The organism is Micromonospora globbae, assembly GCF_036184225.1.
GTDB classification, from domain to species: domain Bacteria; phylum Actinomycetota; class Actinomycetes; order Mycobacteriales; family Micromonosporaceae; genus Micromonospora; species Micromonospora globbae.
Map to the genome: position 1 here is coordinate 5,038,041 of NZ_CP108084.1, position 23,257 is coordinate 5,061,297.

Annotated in this window: 15 protein-coding genes; 9 read left to right on the forward strand and 6 right to left on the reverse strand. The window is 72.5% G+C overall.

The window, feature by feature from the left end:
• The first annotated feature begins 1 nt into the window (after position 1).
• Together OG994_RS22725 and OG994_RS22730 are read left to right on the forward strand one after the other, a co-directional pair.
• Positions 2–982 carry a serine hydrolase domain-containing protein gene (locus OG994_RS22725; protein WP_328850913.1) on the forward strand — a complete coding sequence of 327 codons (981 nt, stop codon included), beginning with the start codon at positions 2–4 and terminating at the stop codon, positions 980–982.
• A 524-nt stretch (positions 983–1,506) separates the two neighbouring features.
• Positions 1,507–2,316, forward strand: a complete 810-nt coding sequence (locus tag OG994_RS22730) for an HAD family hydrolase (RefSeq protein ID WP_120327942.1) — start codon at positions 1,507–1,509, stop codon at positions 2,314–2,316.
• Between the two features lie 199 nt (positions 2,317–2,515).
• Here the strand turns inward: OG994_RS22730 and OG994_RS22735 are convergent, their stop codons facing one another.
• Positions 2,516–3,262, reverse strand: coding sequence for a Fic family protein (locus OG994_RS22735; RefSeq protein WP_120327943.1), 747 nt, complete (start codon positions 3,260–3,262; stop codon positions 2,516–2,518).
• 246 nt (positions 3,263–3,508) lie between these two features.
• Here OG994_RS22735 and acs point away from each other — a divergent pair, with 246 nt between their 5' ends.
• The 5 genes from acs to OG994_RS22760 all read left to right on the forward strand — a co-directional run bounded on the left by acs (position 3,509) and on the right by OG994_RS22760 (position 15,128).
• Positions 3,509–5,497: an acetate--CoA ligase gene (gene acs, locus OG994_RS22740; RefSeq protein ID WP_328850914.1), complete on the forward strand. Its 1,989-nt coding sequence runs from the start codon at positions 3,509–3,511 to the stop codon at positions 5,495–5,497.
• Between the two features lie 263 nt (positions 5,498–5,760).
• Positions 5,761–8,556, forward strand: a complete 2,796-nt coding sequence (locus OG994_RS22745) for an immune inhibitor A domain-containing protein (protein ID WP_120327945.1) — start codon at positions 5,761–5,763, stop codon at positions 8,554–8,556.
• 410 nt (positions 8,557–8,966) lie between these two features.
• Positions 8,967–11,273 (forward strand): immune inhibitor A domain-containing protein, encoded by a 2,307-nt coding sequence (locus OG994_RS22750; protein WP_328850915.1) that lies wholly within the window; start codon positions 8,967–8,969, stop codon positions 11,271–11,273.
• Positions 11,274–11,596: 323 nt separating this feature from the next.
• Positions 11,597–14,002, forward strand: a complete 2,406-nt coding sequence (locus OG994_RS22755; RefSeq protein ID WP_120327947.1) for an immune inhibitor A domain-containing protein — start codon at positions 11,597–11,599, stop codon at positions 14,000–14,002.
• A 193-nt stretch (positions 14,003–14,195) separates the two neighbouring features.
• Positions 14,196–15,128: an alpha/beta fold hydrolase gene (locus OG994_RS22760; protein ID WP_120327948.1), complete on the forward strand. Its 933-nt coding sequence runs from the start codon at positions 14,196–14,198 to the stop codon at positions 15,126–15,128.
• A gap of 9 nt (positions 15,129–15,137) precedes the next feature.
• Here OG994_RS22760 and OG994_RS22765 read toward each other — a convergent pair whose 3' ends face one another.
• Both OG994_RS22765 and OG994_RS22770 read right to left on the reverse strand, forming a co-directional pair.
• Complete coding sequence (locus OG994_RS22765) at positions 15,138–15,503, reverse strand: hypothetical protein (RefSeq protein WP_120327949.1); 366 nt, start codon at positions 15,501–15,503, stop codon at positions 15,138–15,140.
• Positions 15,500–18,538, reverse strand: coding sequence for an SseB family protein (locus OG994_RS22770; protein WP_328850916.1), 3,039 nt, complete (start codon positions 18,536–18,538; stop codon positions 15,500–15,502). The genes OG994_RS22765 and OG994_RS22770 overlap by 4 nt, the downstream gene beginning before the upstream one ends.
• A 152-nt stretch (positions 18,539–18,690) precedes the next feature.
• On the opposite strand from OG994_RS22770, the gene mycP reads away from it, so the two are divergent.
• Complete coding sequence (gene mycP, locus OG994_RS22775; RefSeq protein WP_328850917.1) at positions 18,691–19,920, forward strand: type VII secretion-associated serine protease mycosin; 1,230 nt, start codon at positions 18,691–18,693, stop codon at positions 19,918–19,920.
• Between the two features lie 115 nt (positions 19,921–20,035).
• Here the strand turns inward: mycP and OG994_RS22780 are convergent, their stop codons facing one another.
• The 3 genes from OG994_RS22780 to OG994_RS22790 form a co-directional block, all read right to left on the reverse strand.
• Positions 20,036–20,278, reverse strand: coding sequence for a hypothetical protein (locus OG994_RS22780; protein ID WP_328850918.1), 243 nt, complete (start codon positions 20,276–20,278; stop codon positions 20,036–20,038).
• Positions 20,279–20,347: 69 nt separating this feature from the next.
• Positions 20,348–20,641: a WXG100 family type VII secretion target gene (locus OG994_RS22785; RefSeq protein ID WP_120327951.1), complete on the reverse strand. Its 294-nt coding sequence runs from the start codon at positions 20,639–20,641 to the stop codon at positions 20,348–20,350.
• 24 nt (positions 20,642–20,665) lie between these two features.
• On the reverse strand, positions 20,666–20,986 hold the full coding sequence (locus tag OG994_RS22790; protein WP_120327952.1) for a WXG100 family type VII secretion target: 321 nt from the start codon (positions 20,984–20,986) through the stop codon (positions 20,666–20,668).
• A gap of 244 nt (positions 20,987–21,230) precedes the next feature.
• Here OG994_RS22790 and eccE point away from each other — a divergent pair, with 244 nt between their 5' ends.
• Positions 21,231–23,129, forward strand: coding sequence for a type VII secretion protein EccE (gene eccE, locus OG994_RS22795; RefSeq protein WP_328850919.1), 1,899 nt, complete (start codon positions 21,231–21,233; stop codon positions 23,127–23,129).
• Positions 23,130–23,257 lie beyond the last annotated feature (128 nt).

The window sequence follows — 23,257 nt, forward strand, 5'->3', positions numbered from 1 at the left end:
GATGCCTGCCGTGAGTCTTCAGGACGTGCTCGACACGCGGGCTGATCTTCACGGCGTCCCGGCCGTGGTAGCGGGGCTGTCCGTCGCGGGGACACGACGTGTGGCCACTCGCGGGACGGTCCGGGCGACCTCGGATTCGTGCTTCCGGATCGCGTCGTTGACGAAGACCTTCACCTCGGCCGCGCTCGTGCTGGCACTGCGGGGGCACGGCGTCCCACTGAGCACCCCCGCCGTCGAACTCCTTCCCCATCTCGCGCCCGACTGGCGGGCCGACGCGAGTCTCACCGTCGAACAGATCCTCGGGCAGGTCTCGGGGCTGCGCGAGTCCGTGGACGCGACGGCCGTGGCCGGTCTGGGTGGGGACCACGCGGTCGACGAGGCGGCCCGGCTCGTGGTGCGCGCCGGGAACGACCGGGAGCCCGGGGCCCGCTGGTCCTACTACAACGGCAACTACTTCCTGGCCGGCGCTCTCCTCGCGGCTCTCGACGGCGCGCGGTACGAGACGGCACTGAAGAAGACGCTGCTCGAACCGTGGAACCTCGACCGAACGGGTTTCGACGCGCCGGGTGACCCGATCACCGGATGGGACGGTCCGACCGAGCTTCCAGCAGCCGACTACCCGCGCTCGCGCCGCCCCAGCGGAGGCTTGTGGTCGTGTGTCTCCGACCTCCTGACGCTCGGGGAGGGACTGCTCGGCGACAAGGCCCTCCTCGAGGAGGTCCGCCGGCCGCGCACGAGGCCCGACGACCCCATGACGTACGGCCTCGGCTGGGCGCTCGGCCCCTCGGGCCAGATGTACCTCAACGGACGCCTGCCGGGATACCGGGCCGCGATGCTGCTCGTCCCCGACACGGACCACGTGAGCGTCGTCCTCACCAACCAGCAGCACGCGCTTCCCGCCGCGGCAGGGATCCTCAGCGAACTGCAACGGCCCCTGACCGGGGACGACCTCGCGACAGCCATCGACCGCTTCGCGGCCTGAGACGGGGCTCACACGCGGCCGGCCGTGCCCCCACCGAGTCCGGCCGTCCGACGGTATCTCGATCATGGTGGCGGTCATGGGCGACCGTCAACGAGGCTCAATCGTTATACGAAGAGCCCCGGCCGCTGCTCGCGCCAGGAGCGGGCACCGCGACGAGTTCCGGGCTACGGTGACCTGCGGCGGAGCGGTCTGGGCGGAAAGGGACGACCCCCGTCGGGGGGAGACGGGGGTCGTCGGGAGGTTCGGCTCCGGGGGGGTCGAGCCGAACCAACTCAGCGGTTACGGGGGGTGCAACCGCCGAGGGCCTGCTGCTGTCCGAGATATGAGTACTCGTCGTGCGCACAAGTCTGCCTGAGCGGACCTGTTACGTCGAGTGCTGTTCACTCCACTCCCTGCGAATTTGTTTCCGCAGAGTGTGATCGCGATCACTGTGCGCGGAGCCGACCGCGTCGATCCACCCATCTGGAGATCAACGGACCCCGGGCACCCGCCGACCATAGACCATCCGGCTAGACTTTCGCGCCGTGGGCCAAGGTGCCGCTTTTTTCGATCTGGACAAGACCGTCATCGCGAAGTCGAGCGCCCTGGCGTTCGGTCGCCCGTTCTACCGGGACGGGCTGATCACACGCCGTGACGTGGTCAAGTCGGCGTACGCGCAGCTGATGTTCCGGCTGGGCGGCACCGACGAGCAGACCATGGCCCGCACACGGGACTACCTGGCCACGCTCTGTAAGGGCTGGCAGGTCGAGCAGGTCCGCCAGATCGTCGCGGAGACGCTGCACGAGCTGATCAACCCGTACGTGTACGCGGAGGCCGCCGCCCTCATCGAGGAGCACCAGGCGGCGGGCCGGGACGTCGTGCTCGTCTCCGCCTCCGGCGAGGAGATGGTGCGCCCGATCGGCGAACTGCTCGGGGTCACCGACGTGATCGCGACCCGGATGGCGGTGGAGGACGGCCGGTACAGCGGCGAGGTCGAGTTCTACGCGGCGGGCCCGAGCAAGGTCGAGGCGGTCACCCGGCTGGCCGCCGAGCGCGGCTACGACCTGGCCGACTCGTACGCCTACTCCGACTCGTACACCGACCGCCCGCTCCTGGAGTGCGTCGGCCACCCGACCGCAGTGAACCCGGACCGTCAGCTCCGCAAGCTGGCCACCGAGAACGCCTGGCCGGTGCTGGAGTTCCGCCACCCGATCCCGCTGGGCCGGCGGCTGCGCGAGCGCCCGGCCGTGCCGATGGCGGCGGCCGCGCTCAGCGTCGGTGTCGGGGTGGCCATCGGCATCGCCTGGTACGGCCGACACCGCCGCACCCGGTCCGCCTCCACCACGACGGCCTGACCGGGGCGACCGCGGGCGAACCCCACCGTCCTGCCCCCGGGGCCAGCCGGAGAGCGCCAGCCCCGCACCGCGCCCCGCCAGCCGGACAGCGCCAGCCCCGGACCGCGCCAGCCAGCCGCACGGCGACAGCCGGTCCCGGACCGCGTCCGCCAGCCGGACGCTCGCCCGCCGCACCAGAAGCCGCGGGCGAGCCTCGGCGTCAGGAGGCGGCGAGCACCTCGTCGCCGATGCGGGTGAGCTGGTCGGCGCCCACCTCGACGGCCGTCATGTAGTGCCGCAGCCAGGAGCGGAGACCGTCCGGTGTGCCGGTGGCGAAGGCGCCGGCCGACCCGACGTACTCCGGTTCCCGCTCATGGTGGCCGACGTCGACGGCGAGCAGGCCGCGCGGGTCGGTGCCGGTGGACAGGAGCACGAGCCGCGCCGCGCCGCGGGCCACCACGCCGGACGGGCCGGCGAACGGCCGGAGCGCCAGCAGTTCCCCGTGCACGACGGCCGCGAGCACCAGCGGGGAGACCTTCGTGCCGCCGGCCACGAGGGCGGCGAGGCCGTCGAGGCGGGCGCCGACCACCGGCTCGGGCACCGGCCGCCCCAGCTCCGGCTCGGGTACGACGTCACGGGCGGCCAGCACGTGCAGCCGGGCCAGCACCTGCCGGGGCGCCTTCGGCCACAGTTCGGCGAGCCCGGGCAGCGCCCCGGCCACCCGCAGCGCGCCCTGGAGCACCGGATCGGTGACGGTGCCCGCCCGGACCGCCTCGCGCTCGTGCGCGTACCCCTCGAGCGCGGCGCTCGCCACCGCGGACCGGAGGCTGACCTCGGCCGCGACCTGGCCGCCGTGCCGGCGCAGCGCGCGGTGCCGCAGCGCCTCGTCGAACCGGTCCCGCGCCTGGCGTACGGCGGGCGCGATGTCGGCGAGGTCGAGCAGCGGGGCGAGCGGATCGGTGGTCACCCCGCCACGCTAGCGACCCGCCCTGCGGCCCAGTGACCAACCGGCCGCGAATATCGCCCGGGCCACCGGGCGAGGCGCGTCAGGACGAGGGGTCGACGATCGGTCGACAGGGGCCCCACGTGCAACTGGGCGCGGCGCGGCGGCCGTTGAGCGCGGTGCGGGCGGCCGGCGGTCGCCACCGTTGGGCGGCCGGACTAACCTCTCCCCCAGACGAGACGCAGGTCACCCGAGCGACGAGGAGTACGGATGAGCGAGGCATTGGCCAACTTGCTGAACGAGACGCGCCAGTTCCCGCCACCGGCCGAACTCGCCGCGAACGCCAACGTGAAGGCCGACGCGTACGACGAGGCGGCGGCCGACCGGCTGGCCTTCTGGGAGCGGCAGGCCGGGCGGCTGACCTGGGCGAAGCAGTGGGACCAGGTGCTCGACTGGTCGAACGCGCCGTTCGCGAAGTGGTTCGTCGGCGGCCAGCTCAACGTCGCGTACAACTGCCTGGACCGGCACGTGGAGGCCGGCCGCGGTGACAAGGTGGCGATCCACTGGGAGGGCGAGCCGGGCGACACGCGGACGTTCACGTACGCGGATCTGCACAGGCTGACCTGCCAGGCGGCGAACGCGCTGACCGACCTGGGCGTCACCGCCGGCGACCGGGTGGCCATCTACCTGCCGATGATCCCGGAGGCCGCGGTCGCGATGCTCGCGTGCGCCCGGATCGGCGCCACGCACAGCGTGGTCTTCGGCGGCTTCTCGGCCGACGCGCTGACCAACCGGATCCAGGACGCCTCCGCGAAGGTGGTCATCACCGCGGACGGCGGCTTCCGGCGGGGCAAGCCGTCGGCGCTGAAGCCGACCGTCGACGAGGCGGTGGCGAAGTGCCCGTCGGTGGAGCACGTGCTGGTGGTCCGCCGCACCGGGGAGGACGTCGCCTGGTCGGAGAAGGACCACTGGTGGCACGAGACGGTCGAGACGGCCTCGCCCGAGCACACCGCGCAGCCGTTCGACGCCGAGCACCCGCTGTTCATCCTCTACACCAGCGGCACCACCGCCCGGCCGAAGGGCATCCTGCACACGACCGGCGGCTACCTCACGCAGACGTCGTACACGACGCACGCGGTCTTCGACCTGAAGCCGGAGACGGACGTCTACTGGTGCACGGCGGACATCGGCTGGGTCACCGGCCACTCCTACATCGTGTACGGGCCGCTCTCCAACGGCGCCACCCAGGTGATGTACGAGGGCACCCCGGACACGCCGCACAAGGGCCGGCTGTGGGAGATCGTCGACAGGTACAAGGTGACGATCCTCTACACGGCGCCGACGCTGATCCGCACGATGATGAAGTGGGGCGAGGACATCCCGGCCGGGTACGACCTCTCCTCGCTGCGGCTGCTCGGCAGTGTCGGGGAGCCGATCAACCCGGAGGCGTGGATCTGGTACCGCCAGCACATCGGCCGGGGTGAGCTGCCCGTCGTGGACACCTGGTGGCAGACCGAGACGGGCGCCATCATGATCTCCCCGCTGCCGGGCGTGACCGAGGCGAAGCCGGGCAGCGCCATGACGCCGCTGCCGGGGATCGTCGCCGACGTGGTGGACGACCAGGGCGCGTCGGTGCCGAACGGCGGCGGCGGGTACCTGGTGCTCAAGGAGCCGTGGCCGTCGATGCTGCGGACGGTCTGGGGAGACGACAACCGCTTCCTCGAGACGTACTGGTCGCGGTTCGGCGCGGGCGCCAACAGCGGCGGCGACTGGGTCTACTTCGCCGGTGACGGCGCGAAGAAGGACGACGACGGGCACATCTGGCTGCTCGGCCGGGTGGACGACGTGATGCTGGTGTCCGGGCACAACATCTCCACCACGGAGGTCGAGTCGGCCCTCGTCAGCCACCCGTCGGTGGCCGAGGCGGCGGTGGTCGGCGCCACCGACCCGACCACCGGGCAGGCCATCGTGGCGTTCGCCATCCCGCGCGGCAGCGCGGAGACCGGCGGCGAGGCGGGCGAGCAGCTCATCGCCGACCTGCGCAACCACGTGGCGAAGACGCTCGGCCCGATCGCCAAGCCGCGGCAGATCATGCTGGTGCCCGAGCTGCCGAAGACCCGCTCCGGCAAGATCATGCGCCGGCTGCTGCGGGACGTGGCCGAGCACCGGTCGCTGGGGGACGTCACCACCCTCCAGGACTCCTCGGTCATGGAGCTGATCTCCGCCGGCATGGGCGGCGGCAAGTCCGACGAGGACTGACGAGTCGTACACCGTGGAGGGTGGCGGTCCGGTGGGCCGCCACCCTCCGTCGTGTCTTACGGTCCGCAACCACACCCGGTACGCGGTGTCACATCGGTCGGTCGGGGGAACCGCGAGAAGCTGAACGGACACAGGCAGGCTTCGACCCCTGTCGCTGCGGTCCCCTCGTGCTTTAGGTTCACGCAGGCCGCGTCGTTTCGACGGATGTCACTTCGACGGGACGGCCGGCAGTCCTGCCTCCCATGCCCGAGAAACGGAGCGGCATGAACAGACAACCGCAGTCCGGGTCGCGCCGGCGCCTACTCGTCGCGCTACCCGCCATCGCCCTCGCTGCCACGTCACTGACCGTGGCGGGCAGCGCGGCGGCCGAGACGACCTCGGCCGCCCCCCTGGCGGTGATCGGAGCCGACGAGCACTACATCAACTACGCCGAACCGGAGGTGCAGCCGGACACGGCCGGCCGCGAGGTCAAGGGCAAGGACGGCGTGTACGTCCCGAAGTTCGACGACCTTCGCGAGTTCGACCGTAAGCACGCCCGCGGCAACCCGCTGGCCGCGCGGGAGCTCGCCCGGATCGAGGCCAAGTCGATCAAGACCGGGAAGAACCCGCGGAACATCAAGCGGGCCCCGTCCACCCAGACGGCGAAGCTGCTGACGCTGCTGGTCGAGTTCAACGACCAGGCCAACGACGACTTCACCAACGTCATGGTGCCGAGGACGGTGTTCGAGGACCGTACCTGCGTCCCGGGCACCGTGCAGAACGGCCCGAAGCACAACAACATCCCGAACCCGGCGAGCCTGCCCCACAAGGACAACAACTCCATGTGGGTGCCGGACTTCTCGCCGCAGCACTACGACAAGATGCTCTACACGAAGCGGGGCATCACCGAGCGGGTGCGCAAGGACCTGCGGGGCCCCGACGGCCGGCCCGGCATCGACATCTCCGGTCGCACGATGCACAACATGTACCTGGAGATGTCCAAGGGCGCGTACACGGTCGACGGGCAGGCCAGCCCCTGGATCACCGTGCCGCACTCGGAGGCCTGGTACGCCGCGAACCGCTGCTTCCAGGACGAGAACGGCAACTGGGTCGCCGGCCGTGAGCAGTCGATGAACGGCCACCCGGAGAACCCGGCCGGCGTGGGCCGGCTGGCCACCGACGCGATCGACGCCCTGGCCGCCATGGACCCGGACTTCCCGTGGGCCGACTACGACATCGAGGACCAGGGCGACCGGGACGGTGACGGCAACGTCTTCGAGCCGGACGGCGTGATCGACCACCTGGTGCTGGTGCACGCCGGCAAGGGCAAGTCGAGCGGCGGTGGCGCGCAGGGCGTGTACGCCGTCTGGGCGCACTCCTCGACGGTGACGGGCGGCTACCGCATCCCGGGCACCAACCTCCAGGTGTCGAACTACATCGTCCAGCCGGAGGACGCCGGCGTCGGTGTGTTCGCCCACGAGTTCGGCCACGACCTCGGTCTGCCGGACCTCTACGACACGTCCGGCGCGGCCGACTCCGACGTGGACTTCTGGGACCTGATGGCGTCCGGGTCGCACTCCGGTGAGATCTTCCAGGCGCTGCCGACCCACATGGGTCTGTGGGACAAGTGGGTCCTCGGCTGGGCCGACCCGCTCACCATCGCCCCCGGCTCGAAGTCGCGCACGGTGAAGGTCGGGCAGACCTCGCGTACGCCGCGCGGCACGGAGGACGGCATCAAGGTCGACCTGCCGGACAAGGTCATCACGCTGGCCACGCCGCACAGCGGGTCCAACATGTGGCACGGCGGCAACGACCAGGACTGGGCCGACGTCAAGCTGACCCGTTCGGTCGACGTGCCGGCGGCCGCGGACGCGAAGTTCTGGATGTGGAACAACTACGTCATCGAGCAGGACTGGGACTACGGCTTCGTCGAGGTCTCGACGGACGGCGGCACCTCCTGGACCGAGCTGAAGGTGTACGACGAGGCCGGCAACCTGGTCAGCACCGATGACAACTACCAGGACCCGAACGGCCGCATGCACGACTTCGGCGGCAAGAAGTACGGCCTGACCGGCACCACCGACGGCTGGCGCCACGACTACGTCGACCTGTCGCCGTACGCGGGGACGACCGTCCAGCTGCGGCTGCGTCAGGCGACCGACGAGGCGTTCGTCGAGCGGGGCTGGTTCGCCGACGACTTCTCGGTGACCGGCGGCGGCGCCACCACGTGGAGCGACGACGTGGAGAGCGGCGCCAACGGCTGGACGGCGACCGGCGGCACCTTCGTCGACACCAGCGGCACGGGCTGGCGGATCACCAGCGGCACGGAGGTCCAGGCCCACTACTACCTGGCGGAGTGGCGCAACTTCGACGGCTTCGACAAGGGCCTGAAGTACGCCTACGACACGGTCTACTCGCGCGACGCGTGGAAGGTCGACCGGATCGCGTACAACGCCCCGGGCATGCTGGTCTGGTACCGGGACACCACGCTCGGCGACTCGAACGCGGTCACCGGGCAGCTCACCGCTCTGCCGAGCTACGGCGCGAAGGGTGGTCTGCTGATCGTCGACTCGCACTTCGACCCGCTGCGTCGTCGCGGCACGGCGGCCGAGAAGGACCCGTCGGTGCAGGACAACCTGCCGAGCCGTCCGCAGTCGTCGAACGCGGCGTTCTCGCTGAACCCGACCTACCCCTTCCAGGAGTGCCTGGAGGCCGCGGGCGAGCCGTACAGCGAGTACTGCACCAAGTTCGGGCCGCAGGCGCCGGTGAAGACGTTCACGGACGCCAAGGGCTGGTACCCGGGCATCGAGATCCGGGACGGCGCGGCGTACGCCCGTGACGTCGACGCGTCGGTCGTGCTGCCGTCGCGGAACAACGCGCCGTACACCACCCGGGTGACCCACCCGGACGGCACGCCGGCGCCGGAGTTCTACGGCGTGACGCTCGGTGGCGGGGCCATCGTGCTGGGCACGGGCAACCCGGGTGACCAGGGCGTCAACTTCGGCGTCTCGCTCACCGTCAAGAAGGCGGCGAGGGACAACTCGTACGCCATGATCCAGGTGACCCCGGCGCGGAACTGACCGACCGGCCAATCCCGTGCGGCCCGTCCGGAGCGTGTGCTCCGGGCGGGCCGCTCGCCGTCGCGCGGGGGACGGCGATCCGTAGGATCACGTCACCCGTCTCGTACGCCCGGCGCCCTCGGTCGGCGTTCAGCGTGACGTTTTCGCGAGCCCCAGCGCTCCACTCTTGGGCACCCCATAACCATCGTCACGCTTCGTGTCCGTGACCTAAACGTAACGTTTACCGTTGCCCCGGGCTACGGTTGCTTTGCCCTGAATTTCCCGTCCATAAGTAGGCAAAACGGCGAACCGACGCCGGCAATTGACCCGTGACAAGCGCTTGCTCCTCTGTAAGGGTGAGTGACGCTTCTCATGACAGTCGCTGCGTTCGAGCACCCTGTCATGTAACAGATCCACAAAGGAGGGACCCTTTGAGGAGACGAGTCACAGCCGGCCTGGCCACCGCCACGGCCGCGCTGCTGGCGGCGGGAGTCGTGGCGACGCCGGCCTCCGGCGCCCCGGCGGCGGGCCCGACCCCCAGTTCCGACAAGGCCAAGCACGGCAGGGACAACCTCCCCGATCCAAAGGCGGATCAGCAGCGGGAGATCCGGAAGCAGGCCATCGCCGACCTGCTCTCCGGCAAGGCCAAGCTCCAGACGCGCAACGGCTCGAAGGTCATCCAGGTCAAGGACGACGTCTTCGTCGAGTACCAGCAGCCCCCGAAGACGGACCCGATCTTCACGATGCTGGTGAACTTCGGCGACCAGATCGACCCGCGCACCGGCGGCGCCCCCGGCCCCGTGGTCAACCAGATCCCCGAGCCCGACCGCGACTGGGACGGCAGCGCCACCGACGACAACAGCACGCTGTGGCGACCCGACTTCCACCGCGAGCACTACGTCGACATGTTCTACGGTGACGACGAGTCGATGCGGGACTTCTACCTGAAGCAGTCCGGCGGCCGCTACACCGTCGGCGGCGACGTCACCGACTGGGTCACCGTGCCGTTCAACGAGGCCCGGTACGGCTCGAACAACATCCCCGAGAGCGACGGCTACTGGAACTTCATCAAGGACAGTGCCACCGCCTGGTACGACTCGCAGGTCGCCGCGGGCAAGACCTCCGCGCAGATCAAGGAGTACCTGGCGCAGTTCGACGTCTGGGACCGGTACGACTTCGACGGCGACGGCGACTTCAACGAGCCCGACGGCTACATCGACCACTTCCAGGCCGTGCACGCCGGTGAGGGCGAGGAGGCCGGTGGCGGCACCCAGGGCGAGGACGCCATCTGGTCGCACCGCTGGGCCGCGTTCCCGAACCTGGCCGGCACCGCCGGCCCGTCGTACAACAAGGCCGGCGGCGTGCAGATCGGCGACACCGGGCTCTGGATCCGCGACTACACCACGGAGCCGGAGAACGGCGGCCTGGGCGTGTTCGCCCACGAGTACGGCCACGACCTCGGCCTGCCGGACCTGTACGACACCGCCGGCGGCGACAACGGCGTCGGCTTCTGGAGCCTGATGGCGTCCGGTTCCTGGCTGAGCCACGGCGTCGACGACATCGGCTCGACCCCCGGCTACATGGACCCCTGGTCGAAGCTCTTCCTCGGCTGGCTGAACCACTCGACGGTGGAGTACGGCTCGGGCACCACCCAGGTGACCCTCGGCCCGGCCGGCGACAGCGACGGGCCGAAGGCCCAGGCGGTCGTCGTCAACCTGCCCCCGCAGACCCAGAGCACCAGCTACAACACGCCGTACGGCGGGTCGTACGAGTGGTGGGGCGGCAGCGCCGACGACCTCAACAACACGCTGACCCGGCAGCTCGACCTGACCGGCGCCGCGTCCGCCTCGATCAACGCCAAGGCGTGGTACGACATCGAGGAGGACTACGACTACCTCTACGCGGAGGTGTCGACCGACAACGGCGCCAGCTGGGCGCCGCTGAGCAGCCCGCTCATCGACGCCGGTGAGACCGGTGTGGACGGCTCGTCCAGCGGCAGCTGGGTGGACCTGAACTACGACCTCTCCGCGTACGCCGGTCAGGTCGTCCAGTTCCGCTACCGCTACCAGACCGACGGCGGCGTGCACCTCGCCGGCCCGTTCCTGGACGACATCTCGCTGGTCCGCGACGGCACCGTCGCCTGGACCGACGACGCCGAGACGCTGGCCGCCGAGTGGACCGCCCGGGGCTTCACCCGGATGGGCGGCACGGTGACCGACGAGTACCCCCGCTTCTACATCGCGGAGAACCGGACCTACTTCGGGTACGACGACGCGCTGCGGACCGGTGGGTACAACTTCGGCTACGGCAACACCCGGCCGGACTTCGTGGACCGGTTCGCGAACCAGCCCGGCATGCTGGTCTGGTACGTGAACTACGCCTACGGCGACAACAACACCTCGCAGCACCCGGGCTACGGCTTCAACCTTCCGGTCGACGTCCGCCCGGACAAGATCAACGTTGGTGGCCAGGGCACCATCACGAACCGGCGCAGCACGTACGACGCCACGTTCAGCCTGTACGCCAAGCCGGCCCAGACCTTCCGCCTCAACGGCGTGGCGGTCACGGTTCCGGAGCTCGCGCCGAACCCGGTGTTCAGCGACAACGGGGCGGCCAAGTACTGGACCGGCGGCAACCCGTGGAACTCGGTGAAGGTGGCCGGCAGCGGCACCCGAATCGAGATCGTCAAGCAGGGCACCAACCCGACCGACGAGATGGTCGTGCGGATCAAGAACTGATCCGTCGGCAGATCCCGGGGCCGGTGGCGGAGACGCCACCGGCCCCTTTTCGTACGCCTCGACCAAAGTGATCGAAATTTGTCAGTGCACGTGCGCCCTGGGACGGATCCGCTGCTCACGCTGCGCGCCGACACCTCCGGGATGTGACGCAGAGCGACGTCGCCAACAAAATCCTGCAACAAATCGACCCGCGCATCTTCCCACGAGTCACACCAGTGTCTATGTTCACCATTGATCCCACCCGTGGGGTCGATCTTCACCGGTCCATATCCCCGAAGGGCCGGTTCCTTCATCACCGGAGGTACCACGTGCGCAAAGTCGCAGTGGGTCTGCTCGGGCTCTCACTGACGGCGACAGGCCTCGTCTTCGGCCCGTCCGCCTCGGCGGCGCCCCAGCCCAATCTGCCGGCAGCAGCTCCAACCACCGCCGAACCGCAGGCAGTTTCGGACGAACTCCCCGACAAGCTCGAGGACAAGCGCCGCGAACTGCGCCAGCAGGGCCTTTCCGACGTCCTGAGCGGCCGCAGCAAGCCGGTCGAGCGGAACGGCAGCACGGTCGTCAAGGTCGGTGAGACGAACGGCACGGGCACCAACGCCCGCACGTTCGCCAGCGGCAAGAAGAAGAAGGACCAGTACGTCGAGCTCAAGCGCGAGCGCACCGACAAGATCTTCGTGATCCTGGCGGAGTTCGGCAACCAGCGTCACCCGTCCTACCCGGACAAGGACATGAACCCGGACATCGCCGGGCCGACGACCTTCGACGGGCCGCTGCACAACCAGATCCCCCAGCCCAACCGGGCGGTGGACAACTCCACGGTGTGGCAGCCGGACTTCAGCCCGGAGCACTTCCGGCAGCTGTACTTCGGCACCAACCCGGGTGACGAGTCGCTGAAGCAGTACTACGAGGCGCAGTCCTCGGGCCGCTACAGCGTCGACGGCATGGTCACCGACTGGGTGAAGGTCCCCTACAACGAGGCCCGCTACGGTCGGTCCGACGACCCGAAGTCCGACGACGACCCGACCGGCGACCCGGCGGTCTGCTCGGACAACGTCTGCTCGAACACGTGGGCGCTGATCCGGGACGCCATCAACGTCTGGTACGCCGACCAGAAGGCGAAGGGCCGCACCGACGCGCAGATCGCCGCGGACCTGAAGTCGTACGACACCTGGGACCGGTTCGACTACGACGGCGACGGCGACTTCAACGAGCCGGACGGCTACATCGACCACTTCCAGATCGTCCACTCCGGCGGCGACCAGGCCGACGGCGACCCGCACCAGGGTGAGGACGCCATCTGGAGCCACCGCTGGTCGGCGTTCAACAGCTCGCCCGTCGGCCCGCCGAACTTCCCGATCGGTGGCACCCAGATCGGCAACACCGGTCTCTGGGTCCGCGACTACACGATCCAGCCGGAGAACGGCGGCCGCAGCGTCTTCTACCACGAGTACGGCCACGACCTCGGCCTGCCGGACGACTACGGCTCGGCGGACAACAACAACGAGCACTGGACCCTGATGGCCCAGAGCCGGCTCGGCGCCAAGAACGACGCCGGCATCGGCGAGCGCGGCGGCGACCTGGGTGCGTGGAACAAGCTCCAGCTCGGCTGGCTCGACTACGAGGTCGTCGTGGCGGGGCAGAAGCGCACGCTCGACCTCGGCCCGCAGGAGTACAACTCGAAGAAGGCGCAGGCCGTGGTGGTGGTGCTGCCCCAACGGGAGTACACCTTCAACTACGGCCAACCGTTCGAGGGGTCGAAGCAGTACTTCTCCGGCAATGACGACGACCTCAACAACAGCATGACGAGGACGTTCGATCTGACCGGGAAGTCGACGGCCAGCCTGTCGCTCAAGGGCAAGTACGCCATCGAGGAGGGGTACGACTACCTCTACTTCGAGGCGTCCACCGACGGCGGCCAGACCTGGACCGACCTCGACGGCACCGTCAACGGCCAGCCGATCGGCGTCGACGGCGCCGGCCGCCCGGCCCTCGACGGCAGCAGCAACGGCGCCTGGGCCGACATCAACATCCCGCTGGACTCGATCGCCGGCAAGGTGGCGCAGGTCCGCCTGCACTACGTCACCGACGGCGGCGTGGCCGAGGGTGGCTTCTTCGGTGACGCGATCACGGTGACGGCCGACGGCCAGACCGTGTTCACCGACGGCGCCGAGACCGCCGACGCGGGCTGGACCCTGCAGGGCTGGCAGGCCGTGGGTGCCACCTACACCCGCCTGTTCGACAACTACTACATCGCGGGCAACCGGTCGTACGTCTCGTACGACAAGTACCTGAAGACCGGGCCGTACTTCTTCGGTTACACGAACACCCGCCCGGACTGGGTGGACCACTACGCGTACCAGGAAGGCCTGCTCATCTCGTACTGGAACACCCGCTGGCCGGACAACAACACGGCCGCGCACCCCGGTGAGGGCCGCAACATGTACATCGACGCGCACCCGCGCCCGATCTACAACCTCACCGGTCAGCCGTGGCGGGCCCGGGTCCAGGTGTACGACGCGCCGTTCAGCCTGAAGAAGGCCGACTCGTTCACCCTGCACCTGAACAGCCAGCCGCAGTACATCCGGGGCCAGGACGCCCAGCCGCTGTTCGACGACACCAAGAAGTACTTCTACGAGGAGCTGCCGAACCACGGCGTCAAGCTCCCCGCGGTCGGTGTCAAGATCAGGGTGCTGGAGCAGGACGGCACCTCGATGAAGATCCGCATCTCCTGATCCGGTGACACGGCGACGGCGCCCGGGGGTTCCCCTCGGGCGCCGTTGCCGTTCCGGGCGGCGGAACCGCTGGCCGGGGCCCCGCCAGCGGACAGCCCCGGCTACCGGACAGCCCCGACTGTCGGCGGCCCCGACCGCCCCTCGGCCGGACGGCCCCGACCGCTGATCGAGTCGGGGCCCTAGTCTGAGACACATGACCGACCAGTACGGCGGGCCCGTCGACGAGTCCTGCGTCCTCACCGAAGGGCCCTGGACACACCGGTTCGTCGGCGCCAACGGCAGCCGGTTCCACGTGGTCGAGGCCGGCACCGGGCCGATGGTCCTCTTCCTGCACGGCTTCCCCGAGCACTGGTGGGCGTGGCACGACCTGCTTCCGGCCGTGGCCGACGCCGGCTTCCGGGCGGTCGCCATGGACCTGCGCGGGTACGGCGCCAGCGACAAGCCGCCCCGAGGGTACGACGGTTACACCCTCGCGGCCGACGTCGCCGGCCTGATCCGCGCCCTCGGCGAGCGCTCCGCCACCCTGGTCGGCACGGGGGCCGGCGGCCTGATCGCCTGGACGGCCGCCTCGTTCCACCCACAGCTCGTACGCCGGCTCGTGGTGCTCGGCGCGCCGCACCCGCTGCGGCTGCGCGCCGCCATCTTCGCCGACCCGCGCGGCCAGTTCGCGGCGTCCACACCGGCGCTGAAGTTCCAGCTCCCCCGGTACGAGCACGTGCTGACCCGCGACGGCGGGGCGGTCGTCGAGGAACTGCTGCGCCGCTGGGGCGGCCCGGAGTGGGTGGCCAGCGCCGGCTTCGCCGCGTACGCGGAGCGGTGCCGGGAGGCCATGCGGATCCCCCAGGCCGCCTTCTGCGCGCTGGAGGGCTACCGCTGGGCGTTCCGGTCGGTGCTGCGCCTGCACGGCTACCGCTTCGTGAAGCTCATGCAGAAGCCGCTCGTGACCCCGACCCTGCAACTGCACGGCGCCGCCGACGTCGCCTCGCTGCCGCGTACCGCCCAGGGGTCCGGCCGGTACGTCATCGCGCCGTACGAGTGGCGTCTGCTCGACGGGGTGGGGCACTTCCCCCACGTCGAGGCCCCCGACGTGGTGCTCGGCGAGGTCCTGCGCTGGACGAAGTCCTGACCGCCGCGCTCAGATCCGCTGTTCGCGCAGGTCGGTGACCTCGGCGGCGGGCGCCCAGCCCTGGTAGACGCCGAAGTCGAAGACCTCGAGCCGCATGGCCTGGGCGACCGGCCACCGCCCACCGGTGTACTCCACCCGCAGCCAGCCGTCGTGCTCGCCCAGCACGATGAACGGCTGCCCCTGCCAGGTGCAGGTGGTCCGCACGTACGCCAGATCCTCGACCTCGGCCATCGGCAGCACCCGCACGTACCGGCCGGGGCGCACCTCCTCGAAGCCCTCGCCCGGATCCGGCTGGTAGAGGCGGACGTCGTCCCCGTCCGGGCTGGCCTGGTACTCCCGGCCACGCCAGCGGGCCACGTAACCGTCGCGGATCACTGCGCCTCCACCTCCCGCCAGCGCAGCGCGTCGCTGTCGAGGACGGCCACGACCCGCTCGGTGCCGTCCGCTCCGATGCGCCAGAGCTGGGCGCCGTGCGGGAGGCGGGCGCTGTCCACCTTGAACTCCGCCACGACGTCGCTGCTCTCCCCGGGCGCGAAGCCGTTGCCGCGGAACGGCGGGCGCTCGATGACCCAACCCTCCATGGCCCGCATGGCGGCCTCGGTCTGCCCGCCGTAGGGGATGCGGTAGAGGCTCGGGCGGTACGCCGGCCAGCGCAGCACGTAGATCTCCTCGGCGTCCCGGGAGAAGGGCGAGTCCGGGTAGCCCAGCCCCAGCGCGTCGTACAGCTTGGCCGGGGTGTTCAGGTGGGCGACCTCGGGGGCCCGGTGCACGAAACCGGAGACCCGGTCGTAGCCCCGCTCCAGGTAGTACGCCACCTGACTGGGCGCCACCGCCTTCTGCATGAGCACCGGCCGGGACGGGTCGGCGGGCTTCGGCGTCGACCGGGGCCGCTCGACCGGTTCGGTGACGGCCGCCGCGTCCTCGGACTCCGTGTCGTCACCCAGGCCGACCTCGGCGGCCCAGTTGGCCAAGCCGATGATCTGCTCGCCGGGCAGCTTCGCGCCGACCGGCGTGCCCGGGTTGACGGCGAACGACCACGCCTCGTCCGGCCAGCGGCGGATGAGCTGCACGAACTTGACCTGGACGGTCTCCACCCCGCCGTCGACGTGGTCGGCCATCCGCTCCGCGGAGGTGTAGACCACCACGAAGGTCTCGCCGTCCAGTTCCTCCGTACGCCACACGAAGCCCGGGTCGCCGGGACGGCTGCCGGGGGCCGACCCGGCGGCCACCGGCAGCAGCACCCGCGCCAGCAGCAGCGTGGAGAGGAAGGTGTCCGTGCTGCCGGCGCCCGCCGCGGCCAGCAGGTCCTCCTCGACGGCGTTCGCCGGCTGGAACTCGACGGCCGGCTGTCCGGCGCGGTCGGGGGCGGCGGAACCGGTGGGGCTCGTACCCGCGGTGGGGCTCGTCCCCGGAGTTCCGGCGGCGGCCGGGTCCGACGTCCCCGGTGCGCCGCCGGCGGCCGGGTGCGACGTTCCGGCGTCCGCGGCCGGGTCCGGGGTTCCCGCCGCGCCGGCGGACGTTCCCGTGGTCGGGCCGCCGGCCGTCGGGCCGGACGCCGAGGTGGCGGAGTCGTCGGTCGTGGCGGCTCGGGACTCGGCCACCGACGTGTCGCGGGCCGCTCCGGCGGCCGAACCACCCGGCGCGGGGACGGGGGACGGACGCTCGTCGTTTCCGGCGCGAGCGGGACTCGTGGTGGTGGTCGCGGTGCTCCCCGCCGGCACGCCCAGGTTGACCGTCGCGTCCTCGGACCCGGGCAAGCCGGCACGCGTCGCGGAGACGTCGCCCGACGCGCCGGCCGTCCACATTGCGCCACCCGCCGACGTTGCGGTCGTACCACCCGCCGACGTTGCGGTCGTGCCGGCCCCGGCCGGGGAGGTCGGGCGGGACGGTGACCAGAAGTCGGCCTCGCCGGAGCGGGCTCGGGGGGCGGCGGTCCACGGGTCGGCGCCCTCCGTACGCCCACCGGGGCCGGCCGTCGACGGGCCGGCGGAGGCGGCGGTCCCCGGCCCGCCGGCTCCCGGCGGGTCGAGATCCCGGGACTCCACGATCGTGCCCTCGATGACGATGGGCGTGAAGCCGCGGCGGGGGGCCGGTGGGCCGGACACCGGCTCCGCGGCGGATGGCGGCAGTTCCTCGACGGGGCCCGGATCGGGCTCCACCCGGGGACGCGGCGGCAGCGGCTGGGTCGGCTCGCCGCCCAGGTCGGTGCCGGGGCGGCGGCCTGGTGGCGGAGGCGGCACGGACAGGCCGAAGGCCCGCGTGGGCTCGTCGGCCTGTGGGTCGGGCCGCCGGTAGCGCAGGGGCTGGGTCGCCTCGGCACTGTCCCCCGCCCGCCCACCGCCGGAGGACGGCCGGGGAGCGGGCGTCGGCTGCCGGGCCGGGGTGAAGAAGGCCTGGGTGGCCTCCGCGTCCTTCGGCCCGTCGACCGGGCCACGGCGAGGGAACGGCTGGTCGCTACGGCCGAACCGGGACGGCGGCGCCGCCCGGTCGGCCGGATCCCGGGACGCCGACCGCCGCCCGGAGGCGGGCTCGAAGAAGGAGCGGCGCGGCGGCTCGGCGGGGCCGCCCGCCCTCGTGCCGTTGCCGCCCGCCGCCTCGACCGCGCCCGGCCGCGTCGCAAGCGGTCGTCCCGGATCCGGGCCGGGTCGGCCGCCGGGGGCGAGGAACGGCGGTGGCGGGGTGGGTCGCTCCCCACCGGTCGTCGGGGCCGGATCGGCGCCGGACGGCCGCCAGGCGGCCGGAGGCGCGTCGCCCGACCGGCGCGGGAGCGCCGCGGGTGCGGGTGCGGGGGACGGTACCCGGGACGCGGGCCCGGCCGTCTCGACGAGCGGCAGCCCGGCGGTCGGCGCGGCACCCCGGAACGACGTCCGACCCGGCAGGCCGACGGCGCCGGCATCGGGTGACGGCGCGGCGCCCGGACCCGTGACCGGCGACGGGGACGTGTCCCGACCGGTGGCCGCGGCCCGGGCCCGGGCCAGCGACTCCACCCGCTCCAGGCGGGCACGGGCACCGAGGGTACGACCGGGCAGCCGTACGTCGCCCCGGGAGAGCTGGGCGACGTACCAGGCCGGCAGGTAACCCTCGATGGGCAGGCCGGGGTTCACGGCCAGCCACCATTCCGGGTTGGGCCATCCGGCGGCGAGATCCGCGTACGGGGTGCGGCGGTGACCACCGGCGCTCTCGCCGAGGCACGCCCGCAACGCGGTGGCGGAGGTGAACGCGAGCACGTGCGTGCGACCGCCGCTGGTCCAGGTGCCCCATCCGGTCGGCGCCTGACCGGCCGTCGGCTGTGCCACCGGGAGGAGGAGATCCGTCCGGGCCAGGATCCGGAAGTATCGTTCCTGGTCGTGGGCGCGCAGCGCGTCCCGCATCGCCGCCTCGACCTCCGTGGCCGGCTCCCATTCGGTCACGGCCACCTCTCCTCCCGAGAACAGGCCACAGGCATCGCCTACAACCTACAAGGTAGTAACAAGATCACAATGGCAGGCCGTCGGCGGTGCGCCGCCGCGCACGAGAGGCGATAACATCCCGTCGCGGAGCCGACACGATACGGAGGCGGTCGATGTCCCGGGCGTTGGTGTGGCCCGCTGCGGCAGCTCTGACGGCCACCCTGATCACCGGCGCACCGGCCACCGCAGCGGCCCGGCAGGCCGCTCCGCCGACGGTCGCGGCCCTCCGGGCGGCGCCCGGCTGCCCGACTCCGCCGGCCGCCGTCCGGCCCGTCGCGGCCCTCCCGTGGCCGCAGCAGCGGTACGCCCCCGAGCGGCTCGCCTCCCTGACGACGGGCACCGGCGTGACCGTGGCGGTGGTGGACTCCGGGGTGGACCGGGAGCATCCGCAGCTCGACGGCCGGGTGCTCGACGGCACGGACCTGCTCGACGCGGGCGGCGACGGCACCCGGGACTGCGCCGGTCACGGCACGGGCGTGGCGAGCATCATCGCCGCGACCTCGCGGCCGGGCGTCGCGTTCCGCGGGTTGGCGCCGGGCGCCCGGATCCTGCCGGTACGCGTGAGTGAGCAGCAGGTGGTGGACGGACGGGAGTCGGGGCGTACGGTCAGCGCCGCCGAGTTCGCCCGGGCGATCCGGTGGGCGGTGGATCACGGTGCCGACGTGCTGAACCTCTCCGTCGTGCTCTACGTGGACAGTCCGGCCGTCCGGTCCGCCGTCGCGTACGCCCACGCGCGCGACGTCGTGGTGGTGGCCGCCGCTGGCAACCTGCACGAAGCGGGCGACCCCACGCCGTACCCGGCCGCGTACGACGGGGTGCTCGGCGTCGGCGCCATCGCCCCGGACGGGTCGCGCGCCTCGTTCTCGCAGACCGGCCCGTACGTCGATCTCGTCGCCCCGGGCAGCGAGGTGCTCATGGCGGCACCCGGCCACGGGCACCGCCGCGCCGAGGGGACCAGCTACGCGGCGCCGTTCGTCGCCGCCACCGCGGCCCTGCTGCGCGCGTACCACCCCGACCTGACCGCCGCCCAGGTGGCGGAGCGGATCGTCGCGACCACCGATCCGGCACCCGACGGCGGGTACGGCGCCGGCGTGCTCAACCCCTACCGGGCCGTCACGGAGACTCCCGGCGGCGCGCCCGTCCGCGCACGTCCGGTGGCGGCGTTGGCCGACGAGCGGGTCGACCCGGCGCGGCGGGCCCAGCAGGCCCGCCGGGCAGCCGCCCGGGACCGGGCGCTGGTCGTGGCGGCGGCCGTCGGCGCGGTGGCCGCCGCGGTCGTGCTGCTCGCCCTCGTGCTGCCCCGCGGCACGCGCCGGCGCTGGCGCCCGGCTGACCCGGCCTGAACGCCGTTCCCGTGGGGCAACCGGCGGCCTGAGCGCCGCTCCCGTGGGGCAGCCGGCCGGGCCTGAGCGCCGCTCCCGTGGGGCAGTACGCCCACGGCGGCACCGGCCGTGCGACTCACGCTGCCCGGCAGGCCGGGTGATCCGGCATGCCGGTCCCGCAGGGGTGGAGCCGGCCGGAGACGACCGGCTCCACCATCGACGCGCCGGTGCTGCCACCGAGCGCGCCGCACCAGCCGGCGCCGCCACCGAGCAGGCGCCGCACCAGCCGGTGCTGCCACCGAGCGGGCGCCGCACCAGCCGGCACCGCCACCGAGCGGACGCCGCACCAGCCGGCGCCGCCACCGAGCGGGCGCCGCACCAGCCGGTGCCGCCGGAGCGGGTGCCGATCGGGCGCCCCGCTCCGGTGCGGCGCCGGGCGGCGTCGCCGTCACTGGAACAGGCCGACGTTCCTCTTCTCGGTGTCGAGGTAGTCGGAGGCCGATTCGTCGACCGCGATCTTGATGTCACGCAACATGGCCTGCAGGTCCTGCGAGGCCGCGCGCCACCGTGCCTGCCGCTGCTCGTACGCCTGCCGGGCGTCACCCGTCCAGCTGGCCACCAGCGGCGCGGCGTCGCGCTCCAGTTGGCCGAGCTGCGAGTCGAGCGTGTTGAGTGCCTTCTGGATGTCCGCGCTGGCCTGTTGCAGCGCGGCGAAGTTGACGACCAGTACGCCGTTGTCCACCTGCGGATCCCTCCCCTGGATCGGTCAGAGCGGCAGCTGGATGCCGCCGCGGTTGGCGCCGGCGACCCGGCCGGCCGCCTCGGTGTCGGAGGCGTCGTACTGCCGCCCGGCCGTGCGGATCGCGCCCGCGGTCTCCCGCAGGGCCCGCTGCAACGCCGCCTGGTCCTGCGCCCACTGCTGCTTCACCTGCTCGAACGACCGCCCACCGGCGCCACGCCAGGCCTGCTGCAACACCTCCAGCTCGGCCATCAGGCTGCTGAGCATCGACTGCAGGGACTGGTCCACCTGCTCGAACTTCGCGGCGGTCTGCTGCATCACCGCGGCTTCCGCCTGGGTCTGCGACACTCCGGACCTCACCTCGCATCTCGGTCGTGGCTGGCCATCGGCGCGCCCGCTCCGGGGACGCGCCGCTCGCGCCCGGGATGTCGGGCACGGTGGGCGCGGGGCTCAGCGGAACTCGTGGCTGACGGTAGCCGTCCGGTTGCTGTTCTGCTACCCCACTCCGATCCCCTGTGGACAACGCGGACGCGGGCCCTCCCCTACGATGTGCGTCAGCAACGTAGCGGTCGGTGATCGTCGGGGAGGCGTGATGACGGCGGGCGGCATCGTCGACTCCCGCCCCGCCGCGCGCCGCGATGCGGCCCCGGTCTCCGGTCCGCCGGTGGCCGCCCAACGCACCGGTCGTACGCCGTCGCCGCGGATCGCGGTCCGCCGGTCCGCGCGTGTCCGGGCGGGTCAGATCGCCGCCGCGCAGGTGGCGCTGGCGCTGCCGGTGGCCGCCCTCGGCCGGGGGCCCGGGCTGCTGGCGGGCGCCACGTCGGCAGCCGCGCTGCTGCTGGCGCTGGCCTGGCTGCCGGTCCGGGGCCGCTGGCTCTTCGAGTGGGCGACGACCGGGCTCGGTTACCTGACCCGACGCCGGGCCCTGCCCGCGCAGGCCCCACCGGCCGCCCTGCTCGACCTGGTCGACCCGGGTGCCGCCGTCCGTCCCGCGGAGCTGGCCGGCGCGCCCGCCGCCGTGCTGGACGACGCGACGGGCCTCGTGGCCCTGCTGGAACTCGGTGATTCGGGCGACCTGCTCGGCGACGGGCACCGGCCGCTCCCGGCGCCCTCGGCGCTCCTGCCGTCCGCCCCGGCGGACGCGCCGCCGATCCGGATCCAGCTCGTGGTCACGGCGCTGCCCGCACCCGCCGTGGGCGGTGCGGCCGGCACGTCCTACCGGCAGTTGACCGACGGGCGGTTGCCCGGCCGGGAGCGGGCCGTCCTCGCGGTGCGCGCGTTGCGGGTCGACGGATGGTCGCCGGAGGAGCTGCGCCAGGCCCTCGCGGGTGCCGTCCGCCGGATCGTGCGGCGGCTGCGGCCGCTCGACGCACGTCCGCTCGGCGTCACCTCCGCACTGCGGTTGCTCACCGAACTGGCCCATCACGAGGGCGGACCTGTCCGTGAGGAGTGGACGGTCGTGCGCACCGGCGAGCTGCACCAGGCCACCTTCGGGCTGGAGCGGTGGCCCGACGTGCCCGACGACCGGCCCGGGCGGCTCGTGGCCCGGCTGCTGGCCCTGCCGGCCGCCGCCACGACCGTGTCGCTCCACGCCGGCCCGGCGGCCGGCGGCGAGACGCTTGCCGTACGCCTCGCGGCCGGGTCTCGCCACGCGCTGTCGATCGCTGCGCAGGAGCTGGACCGGCTCGTCACGGCGCTCGGCGGGCACGCCCGCCGGTGGGACGGCGCGCACGCGCACGGGTTGGCCGGCACACTGCCGCTGGCGCTGGGCGGGCCGCCGGTCGGCTCCGGGCCGGCGCCGGACGCACTGGACCTGACGCTGGGCGCGGCCGGGCTGATGATCGGCACCAACCGGCACGGCGCCGCGCTGACCGTCCGACTGTTCCGCCCCGAGGGCACGCGGGTGGTGGTGGTCGGCGGCGTACGCGTCGCGCAGCTCGTGGTGCTGCGGGCGCTGGCGCTCGGCGCCCGCGTGGTGGTGCGGACCGCGCGGCCACGGGTGTGGGAGCCGTTCGTGCGTGGCGTCGGCACGCCGACCGGGGCCATCCCGCTGCTGCCACCCGGCCGGCCGGTCCCCACCGGGGCGGGCACCCCGCTGGCTCCGCTGCTCGTGGTGCTCGACGCGGGCCCGGTGCCGGCCGGCGCCGAACCGGAACGACCGTGGGGGTCGACGCTCGTGGTACGCGACGAGCTCACTCCGTCCGACGTGGACGCCCTGGGCCGCGCCGACCTGGCCGTGCTGCAACCCCTGCACCCCGGCGAGGCCGCGCTGGCCGGCACCGCGCTCGGGCTCGGCGACTCGGCGCAGATGCTGACCCGGATCCGGGACGACATGGTGGCGGTCGTCAACCGTAGGGCGCTTCGGTGGGCGCGGCTCTCGCTCACCCCGGTCGAGGCGCATCTCGTCGGTCACCCGTCCCGCCGGTTCCCGTTGGCGCCCACCCTCCCGGTTTCCGGGGAAGCCGCACCCGCTCCGGGCTGTCAGCCGTGATGCCGGCCGCCGCCCATGCATCCACCGATCGCCCGGCCGCCGGCCGCACGGCGCGTTGTCGGCCGCCCACCGACCGCGCTCGACGGATCTTCACGGGTTCCGCCGGTGGTCGCCGCATGGCACGATCC

Excerpts from the sequence above, each read along its gene's own strand:
- OG994_RS22725 (WP_328850913.1), top strand. The coding sequence starts at position 2 with ATGCCTGCCGTGAGTCTTCAGGACGTGCTCGACACGCGGGCTGATCTT.
- acs (WP_328850914.1), top strand. The coding sequence starts at position 3,509 with ATGAGCGAGGCATTGGCCAACTTGCTGAACGAGACGCGCCAGTTCCCG.
- OG994_RS22745 (WP_120327945.1), top strand. The coding sequence starts at position 5,761 with ATGAACAGACAACCGCAGTCCGGGTCGCGCCGGCGCCTACTCGTCGCG.
- OG994_RS22760 (WP_120327948.1), top strand. The coding sequence starts at position 14,196 with ATGACCGACCAGTACGGCGGGCCCGTCGACGAGTCCTGCGTCCTCACC.
- mycP (WP_328850917.1), top strand. The coding sequence starts at position 18,691 with ATGTCCCGGGCGTTGGTGTGGCCCGCTGCGGCAGCTCTGACGGCCACC.
- eccE (WP_328850919.1), top strand. The coding sequence starts at position 21,231 with ATGACGGCGGGCGGCATCGTCGACTCCCGCCCCGCCGCGCGCCGCGAT.